We start from the raw sequence: 18,448 nt of genomic DNA on the forward strand, positions 1-18,448 counted from the left end.
ATAAATCCGGAATGCCGCTCACGGCACATGTATACGCAACGAAAGCCACGCCAGCTGGCGTCTTGCCAACCTGGTGGAGAGAGGGAGGAGGGTTGCGTTACATGGGTCTTCTCGCCTGAGTCAAAGCAAAATTGCGCGACATTATACCCGCGCGGGTGAAAAATACCCAGTCCGTCAGTCGTCTGTTTCCACCCGGTTGCGCCCGGCCCCTTTTGCCCGGTAGAGAGCCTCATCCGCACGCCGGATCAACGCGGCCAGATCCTGATCATCATCGCGCTGGCAGGCACACCCGATGCTGATGGTCACCGGATGGGACAAACCGGGCAACGCCCGTTGGCCGACCCTGGCGCGGATCCGCTCAGCCAAACGGGACGCCTCCTCCAGCCCCGTCTCCGGCAGCAGTGCCAAAAACTCCTCTCCACCGGTACGGCCCAGCAGATCCTGCTGCCGCAACTCTCTTGCCACCATTCTGGATACCCACTGCAGTACCCGATCTCCCTGATGATGACCCAGCGAATCGTTGATCCGCTTGAAGTGATCGATATCAAAAAGCAGCAGAGAAAAGGGCATTCGCTGCCTGCGGGCCAGCTCAAAGTGCTCGCGCCCATCCACCAGCACCCGACGCCGGTTATCGATGCCGGTCAGCTCATCGGTAAAGGCCAACCGATGCATCCGACGATTGCGCTCCAGCAACCACCTCATCGTCAGCAGAGCCACTCCACCGCAGAGCACCATCACCACCAGCAACCAGAAGCGACGCTCCTTGATCTGCGCCAGCTCCTGCCGCTGCAACTGCTGCTCGACCCGCAACCGCTTGTTCTCTTCCGCCTGGCGGGTCAGTTCAAACTGGCCGCGCACCCAGGCTGTACTCTGCTCTCGCTGCATCTGGTCGAGGCGCTGCTCTTGCACCAAATGATCCCGCAAGGCCGCCAGCGCAGCCGGATAGTTCCCTTGCAGCTCGAATGCTTCGCTGCGCACTGCGTAGAGATCCATCAGGTAACGAGTGTGCCCCTCAGCCTTCAGGATCGGTTCAATCTTCGCCAGTGCGCTCAAGGCCGGGGCCGGATCCCGCATTTTCACCTGCAGTTTGGCCATTACCAGCTCGAGATGGGCGTGGAGGATAGGATCAACTTCAGGGGTGAGCACGCCTGCTGCCTGCGCCAGCAAGCGTCCGGCCTGCTCCAGGCGCGCCAGACCGAGCAGAGCCTCCGCCAGCATCACTTGACGATCCGCATGTTCAATCCGGTACTCGGGTTGTTGCAAAAAGGCGAGACTACGTTCGAGCTCCTGCTGCGCTTCCTGATAGCGCCCCGTCTCCAGATAGACCAGAGCCAGCTGCTCTCTCATCCTGGCCAAACCGAACCCGTCATGGTTGTGGGCAAAGTGTTCATGCAACCGGTTCAGGGTAGTGAGAGCCTCGGCATAGAGACCCATGCGGCGAAACGCGGCGGCAATCTCGAGCTGCGCCCGGTTATACCAGGTGGTCAATCCCAACCGTTCGTAGATGTCGTGCGCCCTGGTGAGATCCACCAGCCCCTGCCCTGACGCCCCCTGAAACGACAACATGGCTCCCCGGTGGGACAGCGCCAGCGCCTCCAGCTTGAGCACAGCGGCCTCCCCTGCCAACCGCAGCCCCTCATCATAATCCCGACGGGCCTGTGCCACCTCGCCGAGCAGCTGATTGAACCAGCCACGACAGATGAGCAACTCGGCAATGGCTGCGTCATCTCCCCGTTGTTGAGCCAGCACCAGTTGGCTGTCGGCATACGCAATCGCACGGCGAGACGCCTGGATGTCATCGGCAGATTGGGCCCAACAAGCCAGACGACTGATCCGCATCAGCTGGGACGGTGGATAGTCGCTGCCATCCCGCAGCAAGCGAGCAACGCGCTCCCGCAGCAACTCGATAGGCTGATGGACCTGCTCCATCTCCTCCAGTTCATTTTCCAACTGCTCGGGGGACAAGGGTCTGGCTGCCAGCCCGAATACCGCCAGCAACAGCAGCAAGGCAAGTCGGCTCATAAACACTCCGGATGAATGGGGAAAGAGCAGCAGGCGACCCGATACCGGAAAATCACCCTGTAACAACGGCTGTAAAGGCTACCGCAAGGAGAGAGGACTTGAATGGGTTTCATCTCACATTTTACAGCAATATCATAACGTTGGAATGAGGAGGGGGATACAGAGCGAAAGAGGGGGCTGGCTCCCTCCCGGTAACTAATGATGCTGCCAGCGCCGCAGTAGCCGGCCGCGCAGACCGCAATCGAGCAGCCAGCTGTTGTCAAAGACCCGCAACAGTGCCGGTTTGGCGTGCCGGGACATGGCCACTGCGTGAAAGCGGGTCTGGCGCTGGCGATAGCGGTTCATCTGCTCGAGCAGGGCATGGGGCAGACTCTGAGCGATAAAGTCCGAAATAACCAGCACATCTGCCTTGGCAAAAGCGGGCTCATCGAGTTTGACCAGCGCCTTCTCCAGACAAGGCACCAGATCGGTACCACCGTGAAAGCTCATGGAGAGGAAGCGCTCCGCCTTGTCCAGTCCGGTATCGGCGGTGATCTCAAGGGTCGCCACCTCGGTAGAGAAGAGCATCAGGTAGCAACCGCGCTTCTCATCCATCGCCACCTTGAGCAGCGCAAGAAAGAGTGCCTTGGCACACTCCTCGGGATAGCCCCCCATGGAGCCGGAGGTATCGACACAGACGATAAAGGGGCCCCGCTGCTGCAACTGCTGCCCCCCCTGCTCCGGGGTGCGCAGCATGATGCGCTGGCGCGGCAAGGTGCCGCGTGACTGGTAACTGAGCAGGCGCCGCTCCAGATAGCGGCGGTAGAACTCCAGCTCCAGCTCCGGCAGCCCCAGCATCACCGCCTCGCTTGGCAGTAGCCGCATCAGGTCGCTCGCCTGGTGGATGCCCACCAGGTCGTCTGGCACATCGTCGCTGGGGGCGGGCTCCAGCTCCAGCACCTGAACCGGTGGCACCGGCTGCTCCTGCGCCCGGCGATCCCGCTCGCTGCGCCCGAGAAGAGCGGCAATCTCCGCCAGCAAGGGCTCGCGCTGCAACATACGGGCGTATTGCTTGACCAGCACCAGACTGCGTTTGTGCCAGTGCCCCTGCGCCAGATCCCAAAGACCACCGGCTGAGATCTGGTTCGGATCGAGGGCATCGGCCAGGGTGCGGCTCGCCAGCAGCTGATCTTCAATCTCCTGACGCTGCTTCTCCCGCTCCGCCTCGGCGATCTGCTGCTGCAGTTGCAGCAGGCTCCCCACCAGACTGGCGCGCCACTTATCGATAAAGAGCTGGCGCAGCCCCTCGGTGGGGTGAGCCATCAGCTGGCGAACCAGCGAACGGGCCTCACCGGCAAAGGGGCTGTAGTGATCCAGCGACTCCAGCAGGGCGGGCAAACGGCCTATCAGTTCGGTCATCGGCAACTGCCGGTGCGCCTGATAGAGCAGGTACTCCTGCTCCAGCGCCACCGGCACCGGCTTGTGACGGATCTCCTCGCCAAGCTGCTCACCCCAGCTCTGCAGGCGCTTTTTCAGCAGCTTGCCCTGCAGCGGGGAGCGCTTGATGAACTCGGAGATCTTGGGCGACGCAGCAAGCAAAAGAGCCACCTCCCCTGCCAGCTCCCCTTCACCGATCAGGAGCCCCAGATCCAGCATGCCAATCTCAAGCATGAGCGCTCCTTACTCGTCCAGCCTTGGCAACCGCTCGCGCCACTGTGTCAGCTCGCCGCGCAGCAGTTCAAGATCCCGGCTCAGCACGAAGAAGCTGTCTTCCACCTGTTGCAGCCAGCGCTGGGCAATAAAGAGGTGCTGCCGATGACGATCGAACAGAGTGCGCTGCTGTTTAAGCTCCTGCACCACCTTGCCAACCTGGGCAAGCAGCTCATCGAGCGCTTGCAGCCAGGGCTCCAGCACCACCTCGGGGATGGCGTTGCGCTCCATCAATACCAGCGGGATCTGCTGGCGCTGGATATCGAGCACCTGCAGGCGCAGCTCATCGTCAAGTACCAGCTCGTAGTGTCCCTCTTTCGGGTTGCCATATTGATAACCCACCAGCGCCTCACCGGTCGGATGCCAATGGGAAAGCAGGGTACGATCGAACACCAGGGTGCTGGTGAGACGCTCGGGATCGCTGCCATCCAGCGGGGCCGGGGTGAGCAGATGGAAGTGCACCTGCTTGCCAAAGGGTCTGGCGTTGGCGAGCGGGATCTCGATCCCCCTCGCCCGTCTGCCAAACCACTGCTTGCGCTTGCGCGCCTTGCAGCAGAGACGCTGGGCCACGCCCTGTTTGAGCTGTTTGAATTGATCCCGCAGGGCAAGCAGCTGGCGGGTCAAGGCCAGTTGCTGATAACCGTAGAGACGGGAGAACTCGGTCATCATCTCCAGCAGGGCGGTGCGGGACTCCTCGTCGTGCCAGAGACAATCCTTGAACAGCAGCAGATCTACCGGTGCGACCTCATCGCGGCCATTGAAGAAGGCGCTCGCCTTGATGAGCCGTACCGCCTTCTTCCAGCGGCGATCCGACACATAACAGCGATGGGCCAGCTGGCTGTCTAGCTGCTGGCGCAGCTGATAGATAAGTTCGAAACAGGCATCCGGCAGGCGCACCTGCTCAATCTGGCTCTGCCACTGCTCGTACTCATCCCCCCGGATCTGCAGGGATTCCGGCAGATTCTGGTGGGCGTGACCGTCGCTGGCCAGCATGGATTGAAAGTTGGCTTTCTCCTGCACCCGGTCCATCCAGATCCGCACCAGCATCCGGTCGTAGAGCGCTTCCAGTCCGCTGTCCGGCGCCGGCAGCTCGTTGGAGGCGGTCACCAGCAGCCGCATGGGGATGGGATGCTGGCTATCACCATTGCGGAACTGCCGTTCGTTGATGGCGGTGAGCAGGGTGTTGAGAATGGCGGGACCCGCCTTCCAGATCTCGTCGAGGAACACCACCTCAGCCTCCGGCAGATAGCCGGCAGTGAGGCGCAGGTATTTGCCATCCTCTTTCAGCGCCTGAATGGAGAGGGGGCCAAATACCTCCTCCGGTGTGCTGAAACGGGTCATCAGATATTCAAAGTGGCGGGCGTCGTGAAAGGCCAGCTTGAGGCGACGGGCAATCAGACTCTTGGCGATACCGGGTGGCCCCAGCAAGAAGACACTCTCGCCACTGAGGGCTGCCAGCAGACCGAGGCGCAGGGCATCCTGCCGTTCATAAAGCCCCTCACCGAGGGCTGCCAGCAGCCGGGGCAGGCGCTCCTGGATGGGAATAAGACGCGCAGGGTTCTGGGCTTGAGCTAAAGACGACATAGAGAGTGTTCCGAAGCTGGGATGATGTTAGCCCCAAGGCGCGATATCCATTTGCTCGACCTTGGGTTTTGTCTTGTTATGATGTTTATTCTGGTATCTCTTGCCGCACAATACCCGCCTCTGGCAGGAAAAAACGCAAGGCCAGTACGATACCGTATCGGCAGCGTGCTGCGCCCATGCATAGCCAGTGTCGTGATGGCACCATGCCCGCATGCGCCAGATGATGCGTTGCAAAGGGTGCAGCAAAAGCGGTTCGAGTGTACCCTGCGCAACACAATTTTCCCCAATGCAGATCAAGAGTGAGTCGCCTCAAATGCAAGATCCCGTTCGTCAGAGCATGTTGGCCCGCATGGGCATTCAAAGCTGGCAACTGCGTCGTCCGGCATTGCTGGGGGCAGATCTCGTACCCGAGCTTGCGCAAGATGCCGTGCAGCCCGACCAGACAGCACCGGCCACCCGCGCTCCGCTGCCCAGCGGCAAACTCTGGTTGCTGGCGCCTCAGCTGCCTGCCACCACGCTGCTGGCGGATATCTGCCAGCTGCTCGGCATGACCCCCGACGAGGTCTCACTGCTCAGCGAGCTGCCGCCTACCGATCTGCAAACGGCGGGCGCCTCCCCTCTGCTCTGGCTGACGGAGGCCAACCCGGAACGACCCGATGCGTTGATCTGTCCGCTGGCCCCCAGTGCCGCACAAAAGCGCGCCCTGTGGCAACAACTACGCCGACACCTGGCGAACAGTACGGCATGATCCTGCATCATGCCTTCAACGCCCTCTTGGAAGCCGCTCTTTTTACCTGATTTTACAAAAGTCGTCTTTGCCAACCCCGACATCCTCCACCCAGTCACCCGGAGTCAACATGCCTGAGTTTCGTCCCCTGCTCGAAGCCGATTTCGACCTTGTCTATCCCATAGAGCAGGCCGCCCACAAGGAGCCCTGGAGCCAGGCCAACCTGCTATCCTGCTTCGGTCCTCGCTATCTCAACGGCTTGATGCTGGTCGATGGTCGCCCGGCCGGCTTCTATATCTCGGATCTGGTGGCCGGAGACAGCTCGCTGATGAATATCTGTGTCCACCCCGAATTTCAGGGCAAGGGGTTGGGACGGACACTGCTGCAAGCCTACCTGACTCGCAGCAAACAAGCCGGGGCAGAGGCCTGGTTTCTCGAGGTGCGGGCAGGCAACCAGACCGCCATCAACCTCTACGAGAGCGCCGGCTTTGCCGAGTATTGCCGCCGCGCCGACTACTACGGCACCGGCAATGATCGGGAAGATGCGGTACTGATGTCCCGCCTGTTCGACTTCAGCTGATCCCGCCTCAATCGAGGGGGGCGTTATCCATCGCCGGATCCTGCAAGGAGAGAGTGGTGTGAACCACCGCCTCGAATCCGGCGGCGGAAAGCGGCATATAGAAGCCCCGCAGCCAGGTTTTCCCCGGCATCCAGATCTGCTGTATATCCACCACTATCTTGATCGGTTTGAGGGGTTGACCCGGCTGCTGGATATAGATGCCGGGCGGTGTGGCCACCTTGGGAAAACGGCGCAGGATCTGTTCACTACCATCCCCCTTGCCCGGATTGAGCCGCACCTTGACCAATCGGCTCAACGGCACTCTCATCTCTTCACTGCGCCAGAAGCGTTCGTTCAATGCCTTGCAGCGACGGCACTTGGGGGTCTCCAGCACATAGAGCAGCGGATAGCCCAGCGCCAATGCCTGCTGTTGGGCCTGCTGGTATCCCTCCGCCCCTTCATACCAGGGATTCGCAGGCTGCTGTGTCTTGCCCAGAAAGTACCAGGCCGCCCCGCCCCCCACCATCATGAGCCCGATCACGGCCAATGCCCCTTTCATCCATAGATTCATATCGTTAACTCTCCCTTTGCTCCTTTGCAGTATCGGCCAGTCTGCGCAAAGGAAGAGCTATTTGCGCTCTTTGTGATCCAAGACAAACGGCGAACACTTGTAAGCTGTAATGTTGGAGTTTAAACTCTAGCCCGATTTTTAGTGCCCTCGCGGGCGTACAACTGTAATTAAAGGATGTTTAACTGATGCCGAAGCTTCATCTGGTTCGACTGATGCGTGAACGTATTGCCCAGCTTGGCAACAAGGCTGCCCTGCGGGTTCAGCAAGATGGCCAGTGGCGCGCCATCGGCTGGCGTACTCTGGGCCAGGCCATGGACTACTGCGCACAGGCGCTGATCCGGGCCGGCCACCAGCCAACCGAAATGGTCGGCATCTATGCCCGCAACATGCCGGAGTGGACCCAGGCCGATCTCGGCATCCTTGCCGCCCGCGGTGTCAGCGTCCCTATCTATCCCACCAGCACGCTCGATCAGCTGCGCTACATCGTCAAAGATGCCGGCATCAAGGTACTGTTCGTTGGCGAGCAACCTCAGTTCGATCAGGCGCTGCAACTGATTGAAAGCGGCGAGATCCGCCAGCTCATCGCCCTCGACGGCAGCGTCAACCTGCGCGGCTGCGAGCAGGCGAGCCACTTCCAGACATTTCTGGTCTCCGGCAACCATCAGCCCAGCGAGCAGGAACTGCGAGTACGGGAAACCCAGTACCGGATGGATGATCTGCTGACCCTGATCTACACCTCCGGCACCACAGGCGAGCCCAAGGGGGTCATGCTCGACTTCAGCAACATCGCCGCCTGTTTCGAGATGCACAACAGCCGCCTCGACCTCAACGAACAGGATGTGTCGCTCTGCATGCTGCCGCTCAGCCACGTATTCGAGCGGGCATGGAGCTACTACGTGCTCTACTGCGGTGCCGAGAACGTCTATATCCGCGATCCACAGAAGGTGATGGATGTGATTGGCGAGGTGCAGCCGACCGTAATGTGCGCCGTGCCGCGCCTCTACGAGAAGGCCTACGCCATGATCCAGGCCAAGGTGGCTCAGGCTCCTGCTCTGCGTCGCGCTCTGTTTGGCTGGGCGACCCGGGTCGGCAAGCAGATGGTTGCCACCCGTCAGGCGGGCAAGTCCGCCTCCCCTCTGCTCTACGGCCAGCTCTGGCTCGCCGAGCGACTGGTGTTTCGCAAGCTGCGCGCCCGCTTTGGCGGCCGCACCCGCTTTCTGCCGGTGGCAGGCGCCCGTCTTGCCGACGATGTGAACCTCTTCTTCCAGGCGATGGGGCTCAACCTCAAGTACGGCTACGGCATGACCGAGACCACCGCCACCGTCTGCTGCTACGAGGATAGCCAGTTCAAGTTGGGCTCCATCGGCACGGCACTGAACGGCATCGAGGTGAAGCTGGGGGAGAACAACGAACTGCTGGTGCGCTCCCCCACAGTAATGCGCGGCTACTACAACAAGCCGGACGCGACTGCCGAAGTGATGACCGAGGATGGCTTCCTGCGTACCGGCGATGCCGGTGAGCTCGATAGCCAGGGCAATATCTACTTCACCGAGCGCCTCAAGGAGCTGATGAAGACCTCCAACGGCAAGTACGTGGCCCCGCAGCTGGTGGAAGGGACCATCGGCAAGGATCGCTTTATCGAGCAGATCGCCATCGTCGCCGATGCCCGTCACTTCGTCTCTGCGCTGATCGTGCCCTGCTTCGAGTCGCTGGAGGAGTACGCCCGCTCCATCAACCTGCAGTACCAGTGCAAGACCGAGCTGCTGCGCCACTCCCGGGTAATGGAGTTCTTCGAAGCCCGCATCGCCGACTTGCAAAAAGAGCTGGCCAAGTTCGAGCAGGTGAAGAAGTTCACCCTGCTGCCGAGCGCCTTCTCCATGGAGTTGGGTGAACTGACCCCCACCATGAAGCTGCGCCGCAAGATCATCGAAGCCAAGTATCAGAGCGAAATCGAGGCCATGTATAACCATGTCTGAGTACAACCACGTCTGATATCGCTCAGGTTCAGAGAAAGAAAAAAGCCGCTCACTCGAGCGGCTTTTTGTTGGCACTTTGGTTGGTACGAACCCGTCTTCAGGCCGTGGTGGTACTGGTTCCGAAGTAGTCGGCCAGGAAGTCATCGAACGACAGGCTGTCGCTGCGCTCGCGTTCGCGCTGCTTGGCCAGCGAATCCTTCGCCTCACCGGCAAAGTAGGCCTCATCCCAGTACTGCAGCTCCCCTGCCAGCAGCTCCTCGCGATAGCGGGTCGCCAGCTTGTCACCATAGCAGCCGTTGTCCTTGCCGCTCTCCAGCAGCTCATTGAGCATGCGGGCGGAGTAGGTGAGCTCGGGGTTGAGCAGCTTCTCGCGATGCATCGTCAGCGTCTCACGGTAGCGGTTGCGGCCGCAGCAGCGATCCAGCAGATCGGCCACCTGAGCCAGCTCGTCAAACAGTTTGAGGCCGTACTCTTTGAGGCCAATGACATTGCCCTGCTCATCTTCCAGCATCAGGCCGGGACGACGCCCTTCCAGCACCACCTTGTTCTGGTTGCGGCGGTTGCGGGCAATCTCCTCGTCACTCAGCACCGGAGAGGGGCGCAGCAGGCACCAGACCAGGAACAGATCGAAGAAGCGGATCTGGTCGGCATCGATACCGAGCGGGGTGAAGGGGTTGACGTCCACGGTGCGCAGCTCGATGTATTCGATGCCGCGCTGATCCAGCGCATCCGAGGGCTTCTCGCCGCTGCGCGGGGTGCGCTTGGGACGGATCGGGGCGTAGAGCTCGTTCTCCAGCTGCAACACGTTTTCATTGAGCTGACGATACTCCCCATCCACCTTGACCCCGATCTTGGCAAAGTCGGGATTGTGGGTATTGATCGCCCGGCGCAGGCTGCTGACATAGGCCGGCAGGCTGTCGTGGCTGATCTTGAGCCCAGCCTGGGCGCTGTTGGTATAGCCCAGATCGGAGAGACGCAGCGCGGTAGCGTAAGGCAGATAGAGGGTACCCTTGCCGGTCTTCTCGAACGGCAGGTTGCTCTTGCGCCCTTTGAGGAAGGATTCGCAGATGGCCGGAGAGGCACCGAACAGATAGGGTACCAGCCAGCCGAAGCGGTAGACGTTGCGAATAAGCCCCATGTACTTGTCGGAGATAAAGCGCTGGCTGCAGCACCCTTCGCACACCAGTTCCTGCCACTCGCTCCAGAAGCTGTCGGGCATGGAGAAGTTGAAGTGCACCCCGGCGATCACCTGCATCAGGCTGCCGTAGCGATTCTTCAACCCCTGCCGGTAGAGGGTCTTCATTTTGCCGATGTTGGAGCTGCCGTACTGGGCCAGCCGGATGCTCTCCTCACCGCCAACAAAGCAGGGCATGGAGAGTGGCCAGATCCGCTCGTCACCCAGATGTTGAATCACATGGTGATGGATGTCGCCGAGCTGCTCCATCAGGCTGTCGATGGAGTCGGTGGCCGGGGTGATGAACTCCAGCAGGCTCTCCGAGTAGTCGGTGGTGATATTGGGATGGGTCAGGGCCGAGCCCAGCGCCCGGGGATGGTCACTCTGGGCGAGTCGGCCATCCGGCGTGATGCGCAGGCATTCACGTTCGATCCCGCGCCGGATCCCCTTGAGCGCGGTGAGGCGCTCCGGTGATCCCAACGCATTCAGCAACTCGGTGAGCGACAAGCTTGTTGTAGTCATATTCACGGCTCATGTGAGGCCGCCCCATCCGGGGCGGCTCTTGATTTTTATAAAGCGTCAGTTACGGCAACTGCAGCGGATAGATGGGAAGATGAAGCTCCTTCAGGGGTTTTTCAAGCTTTTGCTTGTCTCCCACCACCACGATCACCATGTCGGCCGGATTGAGCCAACGGGCGGCACTGGCCTTCAGCGCCTCGGGCGACACCGTTTTGATCAGGTTGTTCTGGGCCTGCACATAGTCCGGTTTCAGGTCATACATCACCATCTGCAGCAGGAAGCCCGCCTTCTGGCCCAAGGTCTCGTAAGAGAGGGCATCCTGCTGGGAGACCGCGCTGCGCATATAGGCCAGCTCGACCGGGGTCGGGCCGCTCTTGCGGTAGTTGTCCATCTCCTTGAGGAACTGGCGGATGGCATCGACGGTTGCATCGGCCCGCACATTGGCGCCGGTGGCGAAGGTGCCCACCTCGCGGTTGGCGGAGAAACCCGAGCTGGCGCCGTAGGTGTAGCCCTTGTCTTCCCGCAGGTTGAGGTTGATGCGGCTGTTGAAGTTGCCACCCAGGTTGAAGTTCATCAGCCCGGCGGTGAAGTAATCCCCCGTGGTATCGAACGGCATGGCGCGACGGCCGATACGGATCACCGACTGGGGCGCTCCCGGCTTGTCGACCAGATAGATGCCCGGCTTGGCCTGCTCACCCTTGAGCTTGAGATCCCCCAGGGTCGGCGTTGCCCCTTTCCAGTCGGTCAGGAAGCCAAGTTGCTCCTCGATCTGCTTCTGGTCCACATCACCGACCACCACCACTTTGGCGTTGGTGGGGTTGTAGTAGGCCTGATAGAAGTGCTTCACGTCCGCCAGGGTCAGCTTGGCCACATCGGCCGCAACCCCGTCGGTAGGTTGACCGAGGCGGTTCTGCTTGCCGTAGACCAGCTCGCGGAACGCCTGCCCGGCCAGCCACTCGGGCTGCTGCTGGGCCTGTTGCATCCCTTGCAGCAGCTGCGCCTTGACCCGCTCGAAGTCCGCCTCCCGCATGCCCGGACGCTCCAGCACCTCGCGCACCAGCGCCAGGGTCTGGGGCAACTTGTCCGCCAGCGAGCTGACGGTGATGAGGTTGTTGTACTGGGCGCTGGAGACATCGATGCTTGAGCCCAGCTTTTGCAGCTCATCGCTCAGCTGAGCCTCGGTCAGGCGCACCGTGCCCTGCCCCATCATAGCGGCGGTCAGATTGGCCAGCCCCAGTTGCCCCTTATCTTCGGCACGAATGCCGCCCGGCAGGGCGATCATGATGGAGACCGCGGGGATCTCGTCACTCTTGGTGCCAATGATCTCGATGTTCTTGTCGAGCTTGCCGTGCCAGATGGCGGGCACCTTGACGCTCACCGCCTCGCTCGCCTTGGGCTGCACGCTGCGATCGAAATTGTCTTTTACCGGTCGTTCGGCCAGCGCCTCGTCATGCTTGCTGTAATCCGGCAGCTCGCGCTTGGCGGGGGTAAAGTTCGGGGTGGCAACCTGCCACTCTGTCTTGCCCTTGGGCACCACGCTCAGCACCACCGCCGGCTTGCCGGCGATGAACTTGTCGTAGGCAGCCTTCACCTGCTCCGGGGTCACCTTGCCGATGGCGTCGAGGGTCTTGAAGACGTAGTTGGGATCCTGGGCAAACACCTGACCCATGGCGAGCTGGCTCACCTTGCCGGAGACGCTATCCAGACCCCAGATGGCGGAGGCACGGTACTTGGCGATCGCCTTCTCCAGATCTTCCGGCTTGAGGCCGCGCTGGGCGAACTCGCCGATCACCTTGTCCACCTCCCCCTTGAGGGTCTTGAGGCTGCCATCCTGCGATGGATTGGGGTAGGCGTAGACGGTCAGGGCACAGGCCAGCTCTTCGCAGTAGTGGGACGCCCCCACATCGATCGCCTTGCCGGTTTTCACCAGCGACTGGTAGAGCATGGAGCTGGCGGAACCGCCCAGCACGTCGGCAAACATGTCGAGTGCCGGCTCCTGCGGATCACCAAGGGAGACGGTGGGGTAGCTGATATAGAGCAGCGGCAGGTGCACCTTGTCCTGCAGCGTCACGTAGCGGGTCTCGGGCAGGGTCACCGGCTTTGGCGTCGGCTCGGCCACATCCGGGCCGCGCGGGATGGAGCCGAAGTACTTCTCGATCCACTCGAGAGCCTGCTTGCTGTCAAAGTCGCCGCCCAGAGTCAGGGTGGCGTTGTTGGGGCCATACCAGCGCAGGAAGAACTGCTTGAGGTCGTTCACATCGACCCGGTCGAGATCTTCCACGTAACCGATAGGCTGCCAAGAGTAGGGGTGAGTGCGCGGATAGAGCGCCTCCCCCACCTTCTCGCTCACCAGCCCGTACGGCTGGTTGTCGACCCGCTGGGCCCGTTCGTTCTTGACGGTGGCGCGCTGGATCTCGAACTTCTTCTGGCTCACCGCATCGAGCAGGAAGCCCATCCGATCCGCCTCCAGCCAGAGCACTTTTTCCAGCTGGTTGGCAGGCACAGTTTCGTAGTAGTTGGTGCGGTCCTTGTTGGTGGTGCCGTTCATGTCACCACCGGCCTCGTTGATGATCCGCATATGCTCCTGATCACCGACGTGCTTGGAGCCCTGGAACATCATGTGCTCGAAGAAGTGGGCGAAACCGGACTTGCCGACCGTCTCGCGGGATGAACCGACGTGATAGGTCACATCGAGGTGCACCAGCGGATCTGAGCGGTCGGGAGCCAGGATCACGGTCAGGCCGTTGTCCAGCTTGTACATCTGGTAGGGGATGGCGAGCTTGCCCTCCTCCTTGCCCTGTTCGGCAATCAGGGTCGGTGCCGCCAGCACCGGCAGGGTGAAGCCCAGCAGAATCGTTAAAGGTATGACTTTGTTCACGGTAACCTCGTGAGTGACAAAAACAGGCTAGAAAATGTGACTGGCCAGCAGAAAAACCAGGGCATAACGGAACAATTTGCCGAGCCCGATCAAAATGAGAGAGCGCCAGAAGGAGAGGCGCAGCCAACCGGCCAACAGACAGAGACCATCACCGACCACCGGCGTCCAGGCAAGCAGCAGACACCAGTGACCATGTTGTTTGAGCCAGCCTAAGGCTTTTTGTTCCCCACGGCCTTGAAAATCGTCCGGTTTTTTCTTGAAGGTGGCGAGCCAGCCGAGCCACCAGGTGGTCATGGAGCCGAGGGTATTGCCCAGCGTCGCCCACAGCAGCAGGCTCGCCATGCTCCACTCCCCCTTGGCCGCCATGGCTCCCAGCAGCACTTCCGAGCTGCCGGGCAACAGGGTGGCTGAGGTAAAGGCGCTTAAAAAGAGCCACCCCAGCCCCATCTCCATCATCTCGCTCATCCGGGATAGCCGTCGGCCGCAGGCATCCGCAGCAGCAGCTTGCCGCGCACATGGCCCCCTTCGATGGCCTGATGGGCCAGCGCCCCCTCGGCCAGGGGGAATTCACCGGCGAGGGTGACCTTCACCTCCCCCTGACGCAGCAGCATCAACATCTGACCCAGCTGCTTCTGGTCAGGGTGAACCAACATGCCGACCACCTCGATACCCGCCGCAGCCCCTGCATCCTTGATCTGCTGGGCGGTAATGGTGGGCACAGTCACCAGACGGCCACCCAGCTTGACGCAGGCGAGCGCCGCCTTGCCGCTCTCGCCGCCTACCAGATCCAGCACCAGATCGACCTGGCCGGCCTCTGCCACCACCCGTGCTGGCCAGTTAGCATCATGGTAATCCACCATCCAGCGCGCCCCCAAAGCATGGAGGAAGCCATGGTTGTCGGGGCTGGCGGTAGCCACCACCTCGGCGCCATAGGCGCTGGCAAACTGCACCGCAAGATGGCCGACACCACCGGCACCGGCGAGGATCAATACCCGCTGACCGCTTTGGAGGCCGCCGTGCTCAAGCAGCCCCTGCCAGGCGGTGAGACCGGCCAGCGGCAGCGCCGCCCCCTGCTGCAGGCTCACCCCGTCGAGTTTGACCAGCTCGCTCTCGCTTGCCACCACAGACTCCCCGTAGCCACCGGCGGTGAGGGGAAAACCGACCATGCCGCACACCCGATCCCCCTCGACCAGCGAGGTCACGCCGGGGCCAACCTTCTCTACCACGCCGGAGATGTCATAACCCGGTGTCCAGGGCAGCTTGTCCTTGTTCTGGGCAGCCGCCCAGCCAAGACCGGCGCGAGTTTTGGCATCGATGGGATTGACCCCCGCAAAGCAGATGCGCACCCGCACTTCGCCATCGGCTGGCACCTTATCGAGGGAAGGGTTGAGCTTGAGTACCGAGGGGTCACCGAATGCGGTAATCTGTAGTTGCGTCATTGCACAATCCATCCTGTTGATTGATCAAGGGTCAACAGAATAACAGCGAGGACACCATGGCTCGAATGTTTCTTATTCCTCTGTTGCTGGCACTGGGGTGGTGGGCGTTTCTGCTCTACTTCCGCATCCCGCTCAAACAGGGGGCCAAGGGGTTTTACTGGATCATCGGCATCGGTGGCGGACTGGCCGCCTTCCTCAGCCTGATGATGGTGCTGACTCACTGAGTGCCACAGCCACTCGATAATGAAAAAGGCCACCGCGTTCCGGTGGCCTTCTTATTATCCAGCTTGCTGCTCCAGCGCCGGATTGAGGTAGTAGTGGCGATTGCTCCCCTGCCCCAACACCCCTTGCGACAGCAGATGGTGGAACACCCGATCCACCTCCTCCAGCGAGAGTGACAGCGCCTGCGCCACCGAGCGCTTGCTGCACTTGAGCTCACCACTCATCAGCGCTCCGCGCACCTGCTCCAGCACTTCGGGGGCGGGCTCGGGGGGCATGATGGGCTCGGGCTGTGCCGCCATCGCCAACGCTTCCTGCGCCTCTCTGCGAGCTTGGTCCTGCTGCCCACGCCACATCCGGCGAAAGCGGTTCTCCTCGCCGATCAGGCTGACGAAAAAGGCACCGAACACGTCGAGCAGCACCGAGAGGAAGCAGACCAGCAGGAACTGCACCTGACTGATGCTCATTCCCACCCCGTCCGCCAGACTGCTCATCAGCCCCAACATGGAGGATTGTTCGTTGACCGGCTTGGCATCGCGCTGCTGGCGCAGCTCATCCTGCTGCAAGCGCAGCTTGGTGTTGGCGTGCTGCAACGAGGAGACGCCACTGGAGATGCGCTCCAGCTCGATGTATTTGCGGGCCGCCTCTTCGTTGAGCTGGATCTGCCGCTCGATGCTGGCGATCTGCTCGTCGAAACGGGCCAGCTCCCGCTCGTGGCGCGCCTGCTGGCTCAACACCGTATTGGTGGCGCTGTTGATGCCACCAATACTGCCGCCGATGGAGATGGCCGCAAGCACGCTGTAAAACAGCAGCGACCAGAGAGCACCACTCAGATCCCGCCGCGCCTTGCGCTCGCCGTACTCGTACCAGACGTAAAACTTGCCCAGCTCGAAGATGATGGCCAAGCCGCCGAACAGCCACTTCATCAGCGGGTTGTCATCGATGGAGAGGAACAGCAGCAGGGAGAAGATAATGGAGGCCAGAATGGCCAATCCGGTGAAACTGTATACCGTCGTCAGAGCGAACCACCCCTTGGGGTAGCGCTGTGTGGAGGAGTCCTGTGTGGTCATGATGAAGGGGTGTGCTGTGCAGGAAAAGTTGGCTGCCGATTATAGTCGCCAGACTCGCACAGAGAAGGGCAAATGACTGAATTCCTTCAGATTGGCAACCAGCTGCCCAGAGTGCGACCAAAACGGACAAATCGGCAGCAGAAAAGCGATACAATTCCTCCCTGACTTGATCATGTGGTGAGATGAGGTGCGATTCCGCCCGGGTTCAGCCCAGATCCGTACACTCATCCACCGTTGCAATTATCCGAGGCCATCATGAACAGTACGACCACCTTGCTACTCTCCCTTCTTCTGGTTACCGGCGGCGCCGCTGCGACACAGCAATATCCAGAGAGCGGTGGCACCGAATTTTCCGTCGATGAGCTTAAATTCAATCTGGACTGGGATGACAAACAGTTCGGCTGGACCCAGAACGACTGCCTCACTCTGGATATCGGGGAGACCTCCACCGTCGACTGCAAGGCGGTCAAATTCAATCTGGAAGATGAAGAGAATCGCAACCAGCCACCGAAAACCAACCAGGTCCCTGCCAACTCGCAGAGCGACCAGTAACAACAGGAGTACCCTTGCGATGACCCAAGCTAAACACAACCCCGTTATCCGACGCGGCGCCCTGCTGCTTTCCCTGCTCATGGCGCACGGCATCGCGGTTGCGGCACCGCCAAGCAAAAATAGCGATGGCATCAAGATCTCCGGTGATGACATCAAGATCAATCTCGACTGGGATGACAAGGAGTACGACTGGTGGCAAGACAACTGTCTGGATCTTGGCATTGGCGACAGCCGGATCAAACTCAACTGCGACAAGATGGATGGCAAGTACCGGGATCACTACAACCGCAGCATCCACAGCGGCAATAACCCGGGACAGGGTCACGACAAACAGAAGGATAAAAACAAGGGTAACGGCAAGAAAAACTGACCCCCCCTTTCCTTATCCAGCAGGGGCCTGGCGCCCCTGTGCTGATTGTTTTACCAATAATTCTCCGCACTGATATTGCCCGGTGCCCGCCGCAGATTCTTGGCCAACCCCAGCGCCAGCAAGGTTTGCTGGGTCTCTTTCACCATCTCCGGATTGCCGCAGATCAGCACTTGGCTCAGCTCGGGTGAGAACTCCAACCCCACTCTAGCCTGCAGCTGACCATTGGCGATAGCCGCCGGGATCCGCCCTGCCATTGCATCGGGCCAAGGCTCGCGGCTGACAAAGGGGACATAGCAAAAACGCTCGCCATATTGCTCGGCAAAGCTGGCGATCAAATCCTGATAGCTCAGCTCTTCGCCTTTGCGCACCCCGTGCACCAGCACCAGATTCTCGAAACGGTTGAAGGCTTCCCCATCTGCCAACATGGAGAGGAAGGGGCCGATGGCAGTGCCAGTCGAGAGCAGCCAGAGATCGCGCCCGGCGGGCACCTCATCCAGCGTCAGAAAGCCGGTGGCCTGGGATTGCACCAGCAGGGTATCGCCCGCTTGCAACGAGCCGAGGGACGGAGTCAGCTCACCGCTCGGGATCTCGACCAGATAGAACTCGTGATATGGCGCAGAGGGGGGATTGACGAAGGAGTAGGCGCGCTGAATGCGGCGATCGCCCTGCTCGAGGGCCAGCTTGGTGAATTGGCCTGCCTTGTAGGGGGCCAGCTCGGCCGCTACCCGCAGGGAGAACAGGGTGGGTGTCCATTCGATGCGTTCGATGACGCGACCTTCTACCCAAGCCATAGGGATCTCCTCCAGTGGAACAGACCTTCACTCTACCCTCGGGCCGGAAAATAAAAAACCCGCGCAAAAGCGCGGGTTTTTTCTGCAAAAGCGAATCGCTATTACAGGGCAACAACCTGGATCTGTACGGTTGCTTTAACGTCAGCGTGCAGCTGAACAGCAACTTCGTAGTCACCGGTGTTACGCAGAACGTTGCCCATGCGGACTTCGCTCTTGGCAACGGCTACGCCAGCAGCAGTGATGGCTTCAGCCACGTCACGGGTACCGATGGAACCGAACAGCTTGCCTTCGTCGCCAGACTTGGAAGC

17 protein-coding genes are annotated in these 18,448 nt (G+C 60.8%); 6 read left to right on the top strand and 11 right to left on the bottom strand.

Annotated features, from left to right (window positions below; all coding sequences use genetic code 11):
* Positions 1-174: 174 nt before the first annotated feature.
* From G5358_RS08815 to G5358_RS08825, 3 genes are all read right to left on the bottom strand, one after another.
* Positions 175-2,022: a diguanylate cyclase gene (locus G5358_RS08815; protein ID WP_421323959.1), complete on the bottom strand. Its 1,848-nt coding sequence runs from the start codon at positions 2,020-2,022 to the stop codon at positions 175-177.
* A 195-nt stretch (positions 2,023-2,217) separates the two neighbouring features.
* Positions 2,218-3,672, bottom strand: coding sequence for an ATPase RavA stimulator ViaA (viaA, locus tag G5358_RS08820; RefSeq protein WP_216952886.1), 1,455 nt, complete (start codon positions 3,670-3,672; stop codon positions 2,218-2,220).
* A 9-nt stretch (positions 3,673-3,681) separates the two neighbouring features.
* Positions 3,682-5,295 carry an ATPase RavA domain-containing protein gene (locus G5358_RS08825; RefSeq protein ID WP_216952885.1) on the bottom strand — a complete coding sequence of 538 codons (1,614 nt, stop codon included), beginning with the start codon at positions 5,293-5,295 and terminating at the stop codon, positions 3,682-3,684.
* Between the two features lie 313 nt (positions 5,296-5,608).
* Between G5358_RS08825 and G5358_RS08830 the strand changes: the two genes are divergently transcribed.
* Together G5358_RS08830 and rimI are read left to right on the top strand one after the other, a co-directional pair.
* Complete coding sequence (locus G5358_RS08830; RefSeq protein ID WP_216952884.1) at positions 5,609-6,043, top strand: DNA polymerase III subunit psi; 435 nt, start codon at positions 5,609-5,611, stop codon at positions 6,041-6,043.
* 109 nt (positions 6,044-6,152) lie between these two features.
* Positions 6,153-6,602, top strand: coding sequence for a ribosomal protein S18-alanine N-acetyltransferase (gene rimI, locus G5358_RS08835; RefSeq protein WP_216952883.1), 450 nt, complete (start codon positions 6,153-6,155; stop codon positions 6,600-6,602).
* A gap of 7 nt (positions 6,603-6,609) precedes the next feature.
* Here the strand turns inward: rimI and G5358_RS08840 are convergent, their stop codons facing one another.
* Entirely contained in the window at positions 6,610-7,110 is a 501-nt protein-coding gene (locus G5358_RS08840; RefSeq protein WP_406596058.1) for a hypothetical protein, read from the bottom strand.
* Positions 7,111-7,337: 227 nt separating this feature from the next.
* On the opposite strand from G5358_RS08840, the gene G5358_RS08845 reads away from it, so the two are divergent.
* Positions 7,338-9,128 carry an AMP-dependent synthetase/ligase gene (locus G5358_RS08845; protein ID WP_139436580.1) on the top strand — a complete coding sequence of 597 codons (1,791 nt, stop codon included), beginning with the start codon at positions 7,338-7,340 and terminating at the stop codon, positions 9,126-9,128.
* A 97-nt stretch (positions 9,129-9,225) separates the two neighbouring features.
* Here G5358_RS08845 and gshA read toward each other — a convergent pair whose 3' ends face one another.
* The 4 genes from gshA to G5358_RS08865 form a co-directional block, all read right to left on the bottom strand.
* On the bottom strand, positions 9,226-10,824 hold the full coding sequence (gene gshA / locus G5358_RS08850; RefSeq protein ID WP_421323960.1) for a glutamate--cysteine ligase: 1,599 nt from the start codon (positions 10,822-10,824) through the stop codon (positions 9,226-9,228).
* Between the two features lie 61 nt (positions 10,825-10,885).
* Complete coding sequence (locus tag G5358_RS08855) at positions 10,886-13,699, bottom strand: M16 family metallopeptidase (RefSeq protein ID WP_421323961.1); 2,814 nt, start codon at positions 13,697-13,699, stop codon at positions 10,886-10,888.
* A gap of 27 nt (positions 13,700-13,726) precedes the next feature.
* A complete protein-coding gene (locus G5358_RS08860; protein ID WP_257696328.1) occupies positions 13,727-14,164 on the bottom strand; it encodes a YqaA family protein in 438 nt (145 codons plus the stop codon).
* On the bottom strand, positions 14,161-15,138 hold the full coding sequence (locus tag G5358_RS08865; protein ID WP_257696329.1) for an NADP-dependent oxidoreductase: 978 nt from the start codon (positions 15,136-15,138) through the stop codon (positions 14,161-14,163). Before G5358_RS08865 ends, G5358_RS08860 begins: the two co-directional genes overlap by 4 nt.
* A 56-nt stretch (positions 15,139-15,194) precedes the next feature.
* Between G5358_RS08865 and G5358_RS08870 the strand changes: the two genes are divergently transcribed.
* Positions 15,195-15,362, top strand: coding sequence for a hypothetical protein (locus G5358_RS08870; RefSeq protein WP_005308905.1), 168 nt, complete (start codon positions 15,195-15,197; stop codon positions 15,360-15,362).
* 54 nt (positions 15,363-15,416) lie between these two features.
* On the opposite strand, the gene G5358_RS08875 is transcribed toward G5358_RS08870, so the two are convergent.
* Positions 15,417-16,427, bottom strand: coding sequence for a Preprotein translocase subunit SecY (locus tag G5358_RS08875; protein ID WP_421323962.1), 1,011 nt, complete (start codon positions 16,425-16,427; stop codon positions 15,417-15,419).
* Positions 16,428-16,682: 255 nt separating this feature from the next.
* Between G5358_RS08875 and G5358_RS08880 the strand changes: the two genes are divergently transcribed.
* A complete protein-coding gene (locus G5358_RS08880) occupies positions 16,683-16,979 on the top strand; it encodes a hypothetical protein (RefSeq protein WP_139494910.1) in 297 nt (98 codons plus the stop codon).
* Between the two features lie 19 nt (positions 16,980-16,998).
* The gene (locus G5358_RS08885; protein ID WP_042053367.1) at positions 16,999-17,349 is read left to right on the top strand and encodes a hypothetical protein; all 351 of its coding nucleotides are present in this window, start codon (positions 16,999-17,001) and stop codon (positions 17,347-17,349) included.
* A 50-nt stretch (positions 17,350-17,399) separates the two neighbouring features.
* Here G5358_RS08885 and G5358_RS08890 read toward each other — a convergent pair whose 3' ends face one another.
* Positions 17,400-18,140 (bottom strand): ferredoxin--NADP reductase, encoded by a 741-nt coding sequence (locus G5358_RS08890; RefSeq protein WP_421202899.1) that lies wholly within the window; start codon positions 18,138-18,140, stop codon positions 17,400-17,402.
* Between the two features lie 101 nt (positions 18,141-18,241).
* On the bottom strand, positions 18,242-18,448 hold a 207-nt coding region (rplI, locus tag G5358_RS08895), incomplete at its 5' end, for a 50S ribosomal protein L9 (RefSeq protein ID WP_421323963.1).

The sequence above is a fragment of the Aeromonas sp. 604176 genome, from assembly GCF_049170755.1.
GTDB classification, from domain to species: domain Bacteria; phylum Pseudomonadota; class Gammaproteobacteria; order Enterobacterales; family Aeromonadaceae; genus Aeromonas; species Aeromonas veronii_A.

Excerpts from the sequence above, each read along its gene's own strand:
- G5358_RS08815 (WP_421323959.1), bottom strand. The coding sequence starts at position 2,022 with ATGAGCCGACTTGCCTTGCTGCTGTTGCTGGCGGTATTCGGGCTGGCA.
- viaA (WP_216952886.1), bottom strand. The coding sequence starts at position 3,672 with ATGCTTGAGATTGGCATGCTGGATCTGGGGCTCCTGATCGGTGAAGGG.
- G5358_RS08825 (WP_216952885.1), bottom strand. The coding sequence starts at position 5,295 with ATGTCGTCTTTAGCTCAAGCCCAGAACCCTGCGCGTCTTATTCCCATC.
- G5358_RS08830 (WP_216952884.1), top strand. The coding sequence starts at position 5,609 with ATGCAAGATCCCGTTCGTCAGAGCATGTTGGCCCGCATGGGCATTCAA.
- rimI (WP_216952883.1), top strand. The coding sequence starts at position 6,153 with ATGCCTGAGTTTCGTCCCCTGCTCGAAGCCGATTTCGACCTTGTCTAT.
- G5358_RS08840 (WP_406596058.1), bottom strand. The coding sequence starts at position 7,110 with ATGATGGTGGGGGGCGGGGCGGCCTGGTACTTTCTGGGCAAGACACAG.
- G5358_RS08845 (WP_139436580.1), top strand. The coding sequence starts at position 7,338 with ATGCCGAAGCTTCATCTGGTTCGACTGATGCGTGAACGTATTGCCCAG.
- gshA (WP_421323960.1), bottom strand. The coding sequence starts at position 10,824 with ATGACTACAACAAGCTTGTCGCTCACCGAGTTGCTGAATGCGTTGGGA.
- G5358_RS08860 (WP_257696328.1), bottom strand. The coding sequence starts at position 14,164 with ATGAGCGAGATGATGGAGATGGGGCTGGGGTGGCTCTTTTTAAGCGCC.
- G5358_RS08865 (WP_257696329.1), bottom strand. The coding sequence starts at position 15,138 with ATGACGCAACTACAGATTACCGCATTCGGTGACCCCTCGGTACTCAAG.
- G5358_RS08870 (WP_005308905.1), top strand. The coding sequence starts at position 15,195 with ATGGCTCGAATGTTTCTTATTCCTCTGTTGCTGGCACTGGGGTGGTGG.
- G5358_RS08875 (WP_421323962.1), bottom strand. The coding sequence starts at position 16,427 with ATGACCACACAGGACTCCTCCACACAGCGCTACCCCAAGGGGTGGTTC.
- G5358_RS08880 (WP_139494910.1), top strand. The coding sequence starts at position 16,683 with ATGAACAGTACGACCACCTTGCTACTCTCCCTTCTTCTGGTTACCGGC.
- G5358_RS08885 (WP_042053367.1), top strand. The coding sequence starts at position 16,999 with ATGACCCAAGCTAAACACAACCCCGTTATCCGACGCGGCGCCCTGCTG.
- G5358_RS08890 (WP_421202899.1), bottom strand. The coding sequence starts at position 18,140 with ATGGCTTGGGTAGAAGGTCGCGTCATCGAACGCATCGAATGGACACCC.